Raw genomic sequence first — 13,279 nt, forward strand, 5'->3', positions numbered from 1 at the left:
AAACAGGAGTGACCGATGAAACTGTTCTATAAACCAGGCGCCTGCTCTCTTGCCTCCCATATTACGCTGCGCGAGAGCGGTAAAGACTTCACACTCAACGGCGTTGATCTGATGAAAAAGCGTCTGGAAAACGGCGATGATTTTTTCGCGGTGAATCCTAAAGGCCAGGTCCCGGCACTGTTGCTGGAAGACGGCACCTTACTGACCGAAGGGGTGGCCATCATGCAATACCTGGCGGATGGCGTCGCGGATCGCCAGCTGCTGGCCCCGACCGGCAGCATCGCCCGCTATAAAACCCTCGAATGGATGAACTACATCGCCACTGAACTGCACAAAGGTTTCACCCCGCTGTTCCGCCCGGATACCCCGGAAGAGTACAAGCCGACCGTTCGTGCTCTGCTGGAGAAAAAGCTGCAATACGTGAACGAGTCGTTAAAAGACGATCAGTGGATTTGCGGCCCACGCTTTACCATTGCCGATGCGTATCTGTTTACCGTTCTGCGCTGGGCGCGGGCCGTGAAGCTGAATATGGAAGGGTTAAGCCATATTGACGCCTATATGCAGCGTATGGCGGAGCGCCCTGCCGTGGCGGCAGCGCTGGAAGCGGAAGGTTTGAAGTAAATTAGTGTTTGTTGCCGGGTGGCGCTATCGTTCACCCGGCACTCTTTAAAGGCCCGGCAAACGCAGTGCCGCCGGGCATAGAGGTTAAAGCTGGGTCGCGCTAAAGAGGTGCTCCGGCATAGCAATCCGGTCCTGGGCGGCCACCACCTGCAGTTCATACTCCTGCATACTCTTTGTGGCAATCATGATTTCGTATACTGCCGCTGTGACGTGCTCAAGCGCATCACGCACCGTCGCCCCTTGAAGCAGTTTCACCAGCAGCAGGCCGCTGGTCACATCCCCGACGCCTACCGGTTGACGGCTACCAAAATCCACCAGCGGACGGCTAATGTGCCAGGCTTCGTCTTTCGTCACCAGCAGCATCTCAAAGCGGTCCGGGCTTATCCCGGCGCGGGCGAGATGTTTCACCAGCACGATCTCCGGGCCTTTGGCAATCAGTTCGCGTGATGCCGCAATTGCCTGTTCCACATTATTTACCGGATGTTCGCAGAGGATCTCCAGTTCAATCAGATTAGGGGCGATGATATCGCTGGCGGGTAAAGCATAACGGACATGAAACTCGGCCACGCCGGGCGCCACGATGCAGCCCTTTTCAGGGTGGCCCATCACCGGGTCGCAGAAGTATTTCGCCGCCGGGTTGGCTGCCTTCACCTGACGGACAATCCCAAGAATATGCTCACCCTGCTCGGCTGACCCCAGATAGCCGCTCAGCACAGCATCACAGGTTTTGAGTTTGTCGATCTCCGCAATACCCTGAACAATCTCGGTCAGATGGGCAGGCGGCATCACGCAACCGGTCCATTTGCCGTATTGCGTATGATTGGAAAACTGAACGGTATTTAGCGGCCAGACGTTGGCCCCGAGACGACGCATCGGAAATTCAGCGGCGCTGTTGCCAGCATGCCCAAACACGACGTGGGACTGGATGGCGAGGATATTCTTCATTTTCTTACCACAACCCTGAAAAAATAAAGGGGCGTGGTTTCCCACGCCCCTGTGCTTTTATGATTACTTCCAGCAAATCAGGCAGTAATTCTTTTTGCCGCGACGCAGTAAGGTGTAGCGGCCAAACAGGCGATCGCTGTCCACGAAGGTATACTCCTCGTTGGACTGCTTTTCGCCGTTAATGGTGATGGCATTTGAGGCGATAGTTTTACGCGCCTGACCACGGGACGGCTGCAGCTCGGAGTCAACCAGAGCCTGCATCAGGTCTGCCCCTTTCTCCATCTCAACCATCGGCACGCCATCCTGCGCCAGCTGTTCGAAATCAGCTTCGCTCAGATCGCTCAGGGTACCGTTGAACAGGCTGGCGGTAATACGCTTCGCGGCTGCCAGACCCTCTTCGCCGTGAACAAGCTTCGTAACCTGCTCCGCCAGCACGTACTGGGCGCGCGGGGCTTTACCGCTGTTCTTGTCTTCTTCTTCCAGAGCGTTGATCTCTGCAAGATCCATAAAGGTGAAGAACTTCAGGAAGCGATAGACGTCAGCATCTGCGGTGTTGATCCAGAACTGGTAGAACTTATACGGGCTGGTTTTCTTCGGATCGAGCCATACCGCGCCGCCTTCGGTTTTACCGAACTTGGTGCCGTCGGCTTTGGTGATCAGCGGAACGGTCAGACCGAAGACCTGGTTCTGGTGCAGACGACGGGTCAGGTCGATACCGGAGGTGATGTTACCCCACTGATCGGAGCCGCCAATCTGCAGCGTCACACCGTAAAGGTTATTCAGGCAGGCGAAGTCATAACCCTGCAGCAGGTTATAAGAGAACTCGGTGAACGAGATGCCCTGGTCGTCACGGTTCAGACGCTGCTTCACCGCTTCTTTGTTGATCATCTGATTAACGGAGAAGTGCTTGCCGATATCACGCAGGAAGGTCAGCACGTTCATGCCGCCAAACCAGTCGTAGTTGTTGGCGGCGATCGCTGAGTTTTCACCACAGTCGAAATCGAGGAACGGGGCGACCTGTTTGCGGATCTTATCCACCCACTCCTGCACGGTGTCTGCCGTATTCAGTTTACGCTCAGCGGCTTTAAAGCTCGGGTCGCCAATCAGACCCGTTGCGCCGCCCACCAGCGCCACAGGCTTATGGCCTGCCAGCTGGAAGCGTTTCAGGCATAACAATGGAACAAGATGCCCCAAATGCAAGCTGTCGGCGGTAGGATCGAAGCCGCAATAGAGCGCGATCGGGCCTTGCGCCAGTCGCTCTGCTAACGCTTCCTCGTCCGTCACCTGGGCTACCAGCCCCCGCTCTTGCAATTGTTTAATCAAGTTACTGCTTGCCATCAAATTCTCCATGTATAAAACGACTGCACCTCTGCCGGTACACGACTTTTCGCCAGACGCGAAAGGTACATAGAATAAAGCGCTGACACCCGTTGTACCAGCGCTTAAAAGAACAAATTTAGGGGATTAAGGTGCCAGACGATCGATTTTCCACGCGCTGTTATCGCGCTGGTATAAAAACCGGTCGTGGAGGCGATGTTCACCGCCCTGCCAGAACTCCATCTGCTGAACGCTGACGCGGAACCCGCCCCAGAAACTTGGCAGGGGTACTTCGCCCTGCTGGAACTTCTGTTTCAGCTCGAGGAATTTACTTTCAAGCACGCCACGCGCAGAGATGCGACTCGACTGTTTAGAGACCCAGGCACCAATCTGGCTGTCGCGCGGGCGGCTGTGGAAGTACTTCACCACTTCCAGGGTAGAGAGGCGCTCAACGGTACCGGTGACCATGACCTGACGCTCCAGCATATGCCAGGGGAAGAGCAGGCTGATGCGCGGGTTGTTTTCGAGGTGGTGCGCTTTGCGGCTGCCGAGGTTGGTGTAGAACACCAGCCCTTTCTCGTCGTAATGCTTCAGCAACACGATGCGCTGGTAGGGTTGCCCCTGTTCGTCGACGGTCGCCACTACCATGGCGGTGGGATCCGCCAGTCGGGCTTCACAGGCCTGTTTCAGCCAGTGCTCAAACAGCACCAGCGGCTCTGCGGGGAGATCCTGGCGACGCAGGCCGCCTTTGGTGTATTCGCGGCGCAGGTGCGCGATATTTTGCAATTCGTCGTTATCTGACATGGCGTTAGCTGACATTGACAATGGGTGAGGCTATTGTGCGCCCCCCCCTGCAAAATCTCAACGCTTCGGATTTTCGATCTGACAATTGTTCAGCACGATACGATCGCGCTTATATACCGTCGCGCTGTCACCTTTCGACCAGAAGACATAGACCCCGTCGCTGTAACGGGTGCCGGAGGCAGACATCCCCTGCTTCAACGTCAGCAGCTTGTTGTCATAGACAAAACTGACTTCCTGACGAGGATTGTTGAGCTTCACGGTGAGCGGTTTTTCATCGCACTGGTATGCCAGGGAGTCGGTTTGCATGCGCTCGACAAACTGGTTGTAGACGCTACAGCTCGCCAGGAGGAAGGGGGTTAAAGCAAGAAGCAGTTTTTTCATGGGTGAGTTCCGAAGACTTTCCAGGTCCCGGAGGGCGCGAACGCCCTCCCGTTTTTTCGTGTAATTCTACCCATCGTGCTTTTAAGCGAAATTCGGTTAACTCTGATTTTGCCGCGGATTGGCTGGAAAAACAGCACCTAACACGCTGGCTTCACGCGCGCCGGTCACGGAGGGGAGGTTCCCAGGCAGTCCCGCCACCGTCCGCCACGCCAGCCAGGCAAAGGCCAGGGCTTCCATATCATCGCCGCTGATCCCGGCCCGATCGGTGGTTGTCACTTCTGTGCCCGGCAGCAGACCGGCCAAACGCGCCATCAGCAACGGGTTACGGCCGCCACCACCGCACACCAGCAGACGATCGCAGCCGCCGCTCAGCAACACCTGTTCCGATACGGAAACGGCAGTAAGCTCTGCCAGCGTGGCCTGAACGTCCTGCGGTGCCAGGCCCGGGAAATTCGCCAGCTGACGTTCCAGCCAACCGTAATTGAAATACTCGCGGCCGGTGCTTTTTGGTGCCGGGGCGGCAAAATAGGGATCGCACAGCATGCTTTGCAGCAGCGGGATGATGACCTTGCCGCTGCAGGCCCACTGGGCGTCTTTATCGTAAGGTTTGCCCGCCTGGCGCCAGATCCAGGCGTCCATCAGCATATTTCCCGGCCCGGTGTCGAATCCACGTACCGGCTGCCCGGGGATTAATAAGGAAAGATTAGCGATACCGCCTATGTTAAGCACCATGCGGCGCTCCGTCGGGTGCGCAAGCAGCGCATGGTGGAAGGCCGGAACCAGCGGCGCGCCCTGCCCGCCGAGCGCCATATCCCGGCGGCGGAAATCCCCCACCACCGTCACCCCGGTTTTGGCTACAATCTGGTTATTATCGCCAATCTGCAAGGTATGAGGCGCCTCTCCGACCGGCTCATGCCAGACCGTCTGGCCGTGACAGCCTATCGCCACCACATCCTGAGGGCGCAAATCCTCCTGGTTCATCAAGGCCAGCACGGCATCGCCGAACAGACGTCCCAGTTGCGTATCCAGTTGTCCCAGCTGCGACAGCGTTAGCTGTTGGCCCTGACAGATATTCAGGATCGCTTGTTTAATTTCCTGGGGAATGGGCCAGCTAAGGCTTGCCTGCTGCGCCACCATATTCTCATCGATTGCCGCGAGAACGACATCCACACCATCCAGACTGGTTCCTGACATTACGCCAATATAGCGACCCGATTTCATGAGTTTTCCTTACTTCGCTGGGTTGATGGCCCACTCCACCATAAACCCGGCACCAATTCCATGACCGGATAATACTTTTTAACAATACCTTCAGGTTAGGGTCATTCCAGGAATTATCCTTACCGGATATGGGGTGAAGTCAACGCCCGTTTATATCTGGTTAAGTCAGAATCAAGTACTATTCTCCTATTGTTTAGGCGAAGATAGGAACTATGGCCCCAGATGCCATATAATTTAGCCATAACGGATGCTCACAGAGCGTTTTTTGGTGAACAGGAGATTCAAATGATTTTACGTGTACTGGCCGTTTCGCTGGTTGGATTCACTCTGGCTGGCTGTGTTAATAACGACTCCCTCTCCGGGGATGTTTACAGTGCGTCTGAGGCGAAGCAGGTACAAAACGTCACCTACGGCACCATTGTGAACACGCGCCCTGTGCAGATTCAGGGTGGAGATGATAATAACGTAATCGGTGCGCTTGGCGGCGCGGTGCTGGGTGGCTTCCTCGGTAACACCGTGGGTGGCGGTACAGGCCGTTCTCTGGCGACTGCAGCAGGTGCTGTTGCCGGTGGTGTGGCCGGTCAGGGCGTTCAGGGATCAATGAACAAAACCCAGGGCGTCGAGCTCGAAATCCGCAAAGACGACGGCAACACCATTATGGTGGTGCAGAAACAGGGCAACACCCGTTTTGCCGCAGGCCAACGCGTCGTGCTGGCAAGCAATGGCAGCCAGGTTACCGTTTCTCCGCGTTAAGAACAATGTGGGCGTGGCCTTTCGGCCACGTCCCTTTACACTCCACAACATTACCGTGAATATATTTACAAAATACATTCATCACAAATATATTTAATATCCGCTTAACTTGTCCCTGCGCAAAGTATTTCCCCCTGCGCTCATGAGACCATTCGCAAATCCTCTCTCTCTGCTTTTTACTTTAAAACGATGCCTATGGTTGCGATGAGTCGAAATATAAAAAACAGTTATGTTCAGTTCTTTCTTGGATGCATTATTATCATTGGGATTGCAAACTTTCTCTTTGTTGGGCTTGAAGAAAAGGTTTCATCATTCTCACCGCTTTTATTCCCCATGCTGACCATATTTTTACTGGTCTTTCACCTGGTTATTGCCTGTTTCATGGTGATGAAATACTGGTGCGACAGAAAACGCTTATATCTGATGGCGTTCGCCTTCGCCTATACCGGCTCCGCTATGCTGATGGCGGGGACGCTGTCCAGCTACCCGGCCTGGCTGGATCTACACCAGTACAACGTTGTGAATTACAATGATGCGATGATCTTCTTTACGTTTCGTCATTTGTTAATGTCAATTCTGTTTATCACTTCAGCGCTGCTGTACGCTATTCGTAATAAACCGCTGTCGCGAAGGTTTCATTTCTCGCTTCTTTTCGGTGTCTCTCTTTTTACCGTCGTAATAGTAATGTTAGCCTGGATATATTCCAGCTGTTCGCCTTTGTTATCATTAGATTTGGTCGATAATGAAACCCGGCATTACATGCTGCTGTGGAAAAAGGCGATAAGCGTCGCCTTAATTGTATTCTGGGTTGTTACATTAGCTACGCTGATGATTATTACCCGCGTGCGCAATATGTTTTGGGTCGGTGGGAATTTTATTTGTGTCTGTTATATTGTGACCCTGGCTATGCTCTTTTTAGGCGACCAGGCAGAAGATATCACCTGGTATCGTGCCCGTTTATTTGAAACGGTCGCCACTGTGCTGATTATTTTCATCCTGCTGTATGACGTCTTTAATCTGTATCGCGCTTCGCATCTGAAGTATCAAAAGTCTTACCAGAACTCGATACGCGATCCCCTGACCCGCCTCTACAATCGAAGCTATTTTTACGACGCGTTAAACCAATCGCTGCGCACCGCAAATGAGCGAGAGCCGGTCTCGGTTATCGTGAGCGATCTCGATCGTTTTAAGCGTATCAACGACAACTACGGGCATCTTCAGGGCGACAAGGTGTTGCAGTTTGTCTCCCGACTACTGATGGATTCAGTACGGCCTCAGGACATCGCAGCGCGTATAGGCGGTGAAGAGTTTGTTTTACTGTTAAACCAGACCTCTTCCGAGGCCGCCCTTCAGATTGCAGAGCGGATAAGGTTAAAATTGAGCAGCGTTGACAGCGCCAGTTCCGGGGGACAACTTCCCGAACCCATCACCATCAGTATGGGCGTATTTACCGCCACGTCGACCAATACCAGCGCGGAAACCTGCGTAGAATGCGCAGATAAGGCGATGTACGAGGCGAAAGAGACCGGGCGTAACCGAGTAGTGGTATTTCGGTAAAGAAAAAGCCTTGCATCAGCAAGGCTTTTTTAAAGGTTAGTCACGGGATTGCAGCTCGTGGATATTGCTTTCCAGCCGGGCGACCAGCGAGATGAGCAGCTCGAGTTCTGCGGGGCTTATCCCGGAGAGGATCTCACCACGCGTTTTGCTGATCACGGCTTCCATCTCAGTGATGATAGGCGTGGCTTTCTCGGTAAGCCTAATCCGCTTGGCACGACGATCGCTGGCGCAAGTCTGACGCGAGATCAGACCCTTATCTTCCAGTTGATCGAGCGTACGTACCAGAGATGGCTGCTCGATGCCAATCGCTTTTGCCAGTTGGATCTGTGACTGGTCGGGCGGCAGCTGATGAATATTATGCAGCGTGACCCAATGCGTCTGTGTCAACTCCAGAGGTTTCAGGCGATGGTCAATCAGAGCACGCCATATGCGTACTAACCTTGCCAGATCAGAACCTAGTGGCGATTCCAATTTCATCTCCTTATAATTAGCTTGCTAAGTTATTATACTGATTTTAGAATAGTGTGCAGCATTTATATTGCCAAAACAAATGCAATACTGGTCTAAAAGTTGATGGCCGTCTGTTTTACACTGCGTAGAGACGCCCGCGGGTGTCATGCGACTGCTATTATGGTCACTTCCCCTTTTGCTAAGGAACCGGCTCGTGAATTTCACGTTTAACGCCACGGGGTTACCGCTTCAGGATTTAATTGTCGGCGCCTCGGTTTACTTTCCTCCCCTCTTTAAGGCGGTAATGCTGGGTTTTCTGATCTGGCTTGTCACCCACCGTATGCTGCGCGACTGGATCTATTCCGGTGAGATCTGGCACCCAATGTTAATGGATCTTTCGCTGTTTGTGCTGGCGGTGTGCCTGAGTCTGGCTCTGTTGATTGCATGGTGACGATACTGTGAAAACCATAAAATATTTCTCTTCATTACTTGTTCTGGCCCTGGCCCTGATCGCAGGCTGGTGGTTATGGAATTATTATATGCAGTCACCCTGGACCCGTGACGGCAAGGTGCGCGCCGAGCAGGTCAGCATCACGCCGCAGGTGTCCGGCACCATCACCCACTTGCAGATTAAAGACAACCAGTTTGTCCACGCGGGCGACGTGCTGTTTCATATTGATGAGACCCCTTATCACATCGCGATCCTCAATGCCGAAGCACAGCTGGCGAAATCCCAGTCCGACCTCGCGAAGGCGAATAACGAAGCCAACCGCCGCCGCCATCTGTCAAAGAATTATATCTCCGCCGAAGAACTTGATACCGCCAACATCAACGTCAAAGCGATGCAGGCCAGCGTTGCCGTCGCCGAAGCCACGCTCAAGCAGGCCCAGTGGCAACTCACCCAGACGGTGGTCAAAGCGCCGGTTGATGGCTGGGTCACTAACCTTTCCACCCGGTCTGGTGATTACGCTACAACTGGCCAGCCGGTCTTCGCCCTGGTCGATAGCCATTCGTTTTACGTGGTGGGCTATTTTGAAGAGACCAAATTGCGACACATCCGCGAGGGTGCCCCGGCGCAAATCGTCCTCTACAGCGGCTCGACGCGATTACAGGGGCATGTGTCCAGTATCGGTCGCGCTATCTATGATCAAAGCGTAGAAACTGATTCAGGGCTGGTGCCTGACGTTAAGCCTAATATCCCCTGGGTGCGGCTGGCGCAGCGCATTCCGGTACGCATCGCCTTTGACCAGTTGCCGACGGACCTGACCCTGGTCTCCGGCACCACCTGCACCGTCTCCATCGGAAGCGCCCGGTGAATTTGCACAGCCTTCCGTGGCTCAGGGCAACCCCAGCGCAGTGGCGCTATGCCCTGCGCAACGGGATTGCGATGTGTCTGGCGCTTACCGTCGCTTACTGCCTCAACCTGGACGAACCTTACTGGGCGATGACCTCAGCAGCGGTGGTCAGCTTCCCCACCGTCGGAGGGGTGATCAGTAAAAGTCTGGGCCGTGTCGCGGGCAGCCTGCTGGGGGCCACCGCGGCGCTGATCATTGCTGGTCACACCCTGAACGATCCGTGGCTGTTTCTGTTGAGCATGGCGGCCTGGCTCGGGTTCTGTACCTGGGCCTGCGCCCATTTCAGCAATAACGTCGCCTACGCCTTCCAGCTGGCCGGATATACCGCGGCAATCATCGCCTTCCCGGTGATCAATATTCTGGACATCACTCAGCTGTGGGATATTGCCCAGGCGCGGGTGTGCGAGGTCATTATCGGCATCCTGAGCGGAGGGGTGATGATGATGATCCTGCCCAGCACCTCCGACGGCACTGCCCTTATCAACGCCCTGAAAGCAATGCACGCCCGACTGCTGGAACACGCCAGCCTGTTGTGGCAGCCCGACACCAACGACGCCATTCGCCTGGCGCATGAGAAAGTCATCGCCCAGATCCTGACCATGAACCTGCTGCGCATTCAGGCTTTCTGGAGCCACTACCGCTTTCGTCGTCAGAATGCCCTGCTGAATTATCTGCTCCACCAGCAGCTGCGGATGACGAGCGCCATCTCCAGCCTGCGCCGCATGCTGTTGAACTGGCCCAACCCGCCAGCGCAGACCCGGGAGATCATCGAGCAACTGCTCGCTGCCCTCGCACGGCCCGACACAAATTTCTATACCGTGGCCCGCATCATCGCGCCGCTCAACCCGGGTGCTGACGGCGACTACCGCCATCGCGCCGTCTGGCAGCGGCTGCGCTATTTTTGTCGCCTGTACCTGCGCAGCAGCCGCTGGATAGCCGCTGTCGAAAACGCCACCCCGGTCACTGTGTTCGCCGTCCCGCGCAGCCCTGCTTTGGCACGGCATACCGATAATCTGGAGGCATTGTGGAGCGGCTTTCGCACCTTTTGCGCTCTCAGCCTGGTAGGCGCCTGGACCATCGCCGCCCAGTGGGATGCCGGAGGGGCAGCCCTGACGCTGGCAGCGATCAGCAGTGTGCTTTACTCGGTGGCGGCTTCGCCCTTCAATTCGCTGGCCCTGCTGTTACGCACCCTGATCCTGCTTTCGCTGTTTAGCTTTGTGGTCAAATTTGGCCTGATGGTGCAGATCTCCGACCTGTGGCTGTTCCTGTTGTTCCTGTTCCCGCTGCTGACCACCATGCAACTGCTGAAGCAGCAAATGCCTGCCCTGGCCGGCCTGTGGGGGCAACTCATCGTGTTTATGGGCTCGTTTATTTCGGTGACAAACCCGCCGGTGTATGACTTTGCCGATTTCCTTAATGACGATCTGGCAAAAATTCTTGGCGTAGGACTGACGTGGCTGGCCTTTGCAGTGCTACGCCCGGGATCGGATGCGCGCAAAAGCCGCCGTCATATCCGGGAGCTGCGGCGGGGATTTGTCGATCAGCTCAGCCGTAAGCCGCAGCTGAGTGAAAATGGTTATGAGTCGCTGGTGTATCACCATGTGAGTCAGCTCAACAGCAGTCAGGATGCCCTGTCGCGCCGCTGGCTGTTACGCTGGGGGGTGGTGCTGCTCAACTGCAGTCATGTGGTGTGGCAGCTAAGGGACTGGGAGACCCGCGCGGACCCGCTGGCCCGGGTGCGGGATGTCGCCGTGTCGCTACTGCGCGATATCATGAGCGAGCGCGGGGTGCAGCAGCGGCCGCTGGCCTCTGCTCTCGATGAACTACAGCGTATCTGCGACGTGCTTGGGCATCATCCACATCCGGCCGGGCAGGAGCTGGCAGCACTGATCTGGCGTCTGCACTGCTCGCTATCCCAGCTGGAACAGGCGCCCGCTCCGGGCACCTTAAGCGATCAGATAACGCCGCAGGCGTAACGCGCCCCGCCACCGCCGAGTGGTTTAGGGTGATCGGACATGTTGTCGCCGCCAACGTGGATCATCAGCGCTTTACCTTTAACTTCATCAAGCTTTTTAAGGCGCGGCGCGACCACAGGATCGGTGGCCTTCCCGTCGTTGTTCACGACCAGCGCGGGCAGATCGCCCAGGTGGCCCATGCCCTCTGGCCCTTCATGTTTGCCGGTATTCTGTGGATCGAGGTGTCCGTCCGCAGCCTCAGCGGCGGAAGGTTTACCCTCTTTCATTGCCGGTTCGCAGGAGCCTTTGGCGTGGACGTGATAACCGTGTTCGCCCGGTGGAAGGGCGTTGAGATCGGGGGAGAACTCCAGTCCTTTATCCGTTTCGGTAATTTTTACCGTCCCAATGGACTGGCCTATCCCTTGCGGGGTGACGAGGTTCATCTTTACTTCTTCACTGGCAGCCTGCGCACCTGCGCAAACCACCAGCGTCAGCATTGCCAGAGTAAAACGCTTCATATGACCTCCTTCGGTTATTTTTTGCCCCTTAAGTTTATACCAGGGGCAAGGATTTCACCGGGAAATCAGACGAATACGCCATTACGGCACGTCGTAGCCCAGCGCAGCTTTACGGATGCGGAACCACTGCTGGCGCGTCATTGCCAGCTGTTCTGCCGCCAGCGCCGAACGCACGCGCTCGATTTTACCGGAACCGATAATTGGCAGCGGCTGCGATGGCAGACGTAAAATCCAGGCGTATACCACCTGCTCGATGGTTTCGGCGTTCAACTCCTGCGCAACCTGGGCGAGTTCATCGCGCAGCGGCTGGAAGGCTTCGTCGTTAAACAGGCGTCCGCCGCCGAGGCAGGACCAGGCCATCGGACGGATCCGCAGCTGCTGGAGCTGATCGAGGGTGCCGTCCAGCAGCAGTGGCTGGTGAACCGGTGAAATTTCGACCTGATTGGTCGCCAGGGTGAACGGCAGACGCGACTGCAGCAGGGCAAACTGCGCCGGGGTAAAGTTCGACACGCCGAAATGACGCACCTTGCCGCTCTGATGCAGGGCGAGGAAGGCTTCAGCCACGTCGTCGGCATCCATCAGCGGATCCGGGCGATGGATCAACAGCAGGTCAAGATAGTCGGTCGCCAGGTTGGTGAGGGACTGTTCCGCACTGCTGATGATATGGTCGCGGTCGGTAATATAGTGGCCAAGCGCATGTTCTGCTTTGGCAGTGGTGGCAATGCCGCATTTGGTGACGATCTCCATCCGCTGACGCAGCGCGGGTGAGCGCTTCAACGCTTCCCCGAAGGCCGCTTCACACTGGTAGCCGCCGTAAATATCGGCGTGGTCGACGGTGGTGACCCCCAGATCAAGATGTTCTTCAATAAAGCTGACCAGCTGTTGGGCGGACATATTCCAGTCCATCAGACGCCAGTAACCCATCACAAAACGGGAAAACTCCGGGCCTTGCGGCGCGAGGGTAATACGCTGAACCATAGCAATTTCCTTAAAAAAAGTCTGGGGGGAGTATACGCATTTACGAGGCTAAAACAGTGAGGGTTGCTGCGGTTCTTCGGTATCGGGGGCTTTGTTTGCGCGCAATTTGCGCAAAAGGCGCTGACGGCACAGGCGCAGGACCTCCTGCTTCTGGGCATCACTGAAGCTTTGCCAGTTAAAACGCTCCTCCCGGCTGCGCATACAGCCGCGACAGAAACCCCGCTCGTCAGACTGGCAAATCCCCCGGCATGGGCTCTGGACAGGAAAGAACTCCAGTTGTTCAGCCACACGACCCTCCCGAAACCCTTGAATACCCTAAAGTGAAGACCTTAAGCCGGGGTTACGCAAGGCGTCAATCATAGATTTGTGGCATTAAGGTTTCACTAATCTTCGCTTCTTATAATCGCCTCATCAATACATTCTG

Annotated in this window: 15 protein-coding genes; 6 read left to right on the top strand and 9 right to left on the bottom strand. The window is 55.5% G+C overall.

Features of this window, described 5'->3' with window-relative positions; all coding sequences use genetic code 11:
• Positions 1–15 precede the first annotated feature (15 nt).
• Positions 16–621 carry a glutathione transferase GstA gene (gene gstA / locus ABIE02_RS01470; RefSeq protein WP_032617842.1) on the top strand — a complete coding sequence of 202 codons (606 nt, stop codon included), beginning with the start codon at positions 16–18 and terminating at the stop codon, positions 619–621.
• An 84-nt stretch (positions 622–705) separates the two neighbouring features.
• On the opposite strand, the gene pdxY is transcribed toward gstA, so the two are convergent.
• The 5 genes from pdxY to anmK form a co-directional block, all read right to left on the bottom strand.
• Positions 706–1,566, bottom strand: a complete 861-nt coding sequence (gene pdxY, locus ABIE02_RS01475; RefSeq protein ID WP_032617841.1) for a pyridoxal kinase PdxY — start codon at positions 1,564–1,566, stop codon at positions 706–708.
• Between the two features lie 63 nt (positions 1,567–1,629).
• Positions 1,630–2,904, bottom strand: a complete 1,275-nt coding sequence (gene tyrS, locus ABIE02_RS01480; RefSeq protein ID WP_077226662.1) for a tyrosine--tRNA ligase — start codon at positions 2,902–2,904, stop codon at positions 1,630–1,632.
• 126 nt (positions 2,905–3,030) lie between these two features.
• On the bottom strand, positions 3,031–3,687 hold the full coding sequence (pdxH, locus tag ABIE02_RS01485) for a pyridoxamine 5'-phosphate oxidase (protein ID WP_032617849.1): 657 nt from the start codon (positions 3,685–3,687) through the stop codon (positions 3,031–3,033).
• A gap of 57 nt (positions 3,688–3,744) precedes the next feature.
• Entirely contained in the window at positions 3,745–4,068 is a 324-nt protein-coding gene (gene mliC / locus ABIE02_RS01490) for a C-type lysozyme inhibitor (RefSeq protein WP_032617838.1), read from the bottom strand.
• Positions 4,069–4,164: 96 nt separating this feature from the next.
• On the bottom strand, positions 4,165–5,289 hold the full coding sequence (gene anmK / locus ABIE02_RS01495; RefSeq protein ID WP_032617837.1) for an anhydro-N-acetylmuramic acid kinase: 1,125 nt from the start codon (positions 5,287–5,289) through the stop codon (positions 4,165–4,167).
• A gap of 285 nt (positions 5,290–5,574) precedes the next feature.
• Between anmK and slyB the strand changes: the two genes are divergently transcribed.
• Positions 5,575–6,042, top strand: a complete 468-nt coding sequence (gene slyB, locus ABIE02_RS01500; RefSeq protein ID WP_032617836.1) for an outer membrane lipoprotein SlyB — start codon at positions 5,575–5,577, stop codon at positions 6,040–6,042.
• A 195-nt stretch (positions 6,043–6,237) separates the two neighbouring features.
• Positions 6,238–7,599 (top strand): MASE4 domain-containing protein, encoded by a 1,362-nt coding sequence (locus ABIE02_RS01505; RefSeq protein ID WP_429211188.1) that lies wholly within the window; start codon positions 6,238–6,240, stop codon positions 7,597–7,599.
• A 36-nt stretch (positions 7,600–7,635) separates the two neighbouring features.
• Here the strand turns inward: ABIE02_RS01505 and slyA are convergent, their stop codons facing one another.
• Positions 7,636–8,076 carry a transcriptional regulator SlyA gene (gene slyA, locus ABIE02_RS01510; RefSeq protein ID WP_032617834.1) on the bottom strand — a complete coding sequence of 147 codons (441 nt, stop codon included), beginning with the start codon at positions 8,074–8,076 and terminating at the stop codon, positions 7,636–7,638.
• 187 nt (positions 8,077–8,263) lie between these two features.
• On the opposite strand from slyA, the gene ABIE02_RS01515 reads away from it, so the two are divergent.
• Genes ABIE02_RS01515 through ABIE02_RS01525 form a run of 3 tightly spaced genes read left to right on the top strand, consistent with a single transcriptional unit; the run spans position 8,264 to position 11,380 of the window.
• Positions 8,264–8,500 (top strand): DUF1656 domain-containing protein, encoded by a 237-nt coding sequence (locus tag ABIE02_RS01515; RefSeq protein ID WP_032617833.1) that lies wholly within the window; start codon positions 8,264–8,266, stop codon positions 8,498–8,500.
• Positions 8,501–8,507: 7 nt separating this feature from the next.
• Positions 8,508–9,365, top strand: coding sequence for an efflux RND transporter periplasmic adaptor subunit (locus ABIE02_RS01520; RefSeq protein WP_164540214.1), 858 nt, complete (start codon positions 8,508–8,510; stop codon positions 9,363–9,365).
• Entirely contained in the window at positions 9,362–11,380 is a 2,019-nt protein-coding gene (locus tag ABIE02_RS01525) for an FUSC family protein (RefSeq protein ID WP_164540213.1), read from the top strand. The genes ABIE02_RS01520 and ABIE02_RS01525 overlap by 4 nt, the downstream gene beginning before the upstream one ends.
• On the opposite strand, the gene sodC is transcribed toward ABIE02_RS01525, so the two are convergent.
• The 3 genes from sodC to ABIE02_RS01540 all read right to left on the bottom strand — a co-directional run bounded on the left by sodC (position 11,359) and on the right by ABIE02_RS01540 (position 13,143).
• Positions 11,359–11,877, bottom strand: coding sequence for a superoxide dismutase [Cu-Zn] SodC (gene sodC, locus ABIE02_RS01530; protein ID WP_429211190.1), 519 nt, complete (start codon positions 11,875–11,877; stop codon positions 11,359–11,361). The genes ABIE02_RS01525 and sodC overlap by 22 nt on opposite strands.
• Positions 11,878–11,958: 81 nt before the next feature.
• Positions 11,959–12,855, bottom strand: a complete 897-nt coding sequence (locus ABIE02_RS01535) for an aldo/keto reductase (protein WP_032617816.1) — start codon at positions 12,853–12,855, stop codon at positions 11,959–11,961.
• A gap of 48 nt (positions 12,856–12,903) precedes the next feature.
• Complete coding sequence (locus ABIE02_RS01540; RefSeq protein ID WP_032617815.1) at positions 12,904–13,143, bottom strand: DUF1289 domain-containing protein; 240 nt, start codon at positions 13,141–13,143, stop codon at positions 12,904–12,906.
• Between the last annotated feature and the right edge of the window lie 136 nt (positions 13,144–13,279).

Origin of the sequence: Leclercia sp. 1548 (genome assembly GCF_050435045.1) — a bacterium.
Lineage (GTDB): Bacteria > Pseudomonadota > Gammaproteobacteria > Enterobacterales > Enterobacteriaceae > Enterobacter > Enterobacter adecarboxylatus.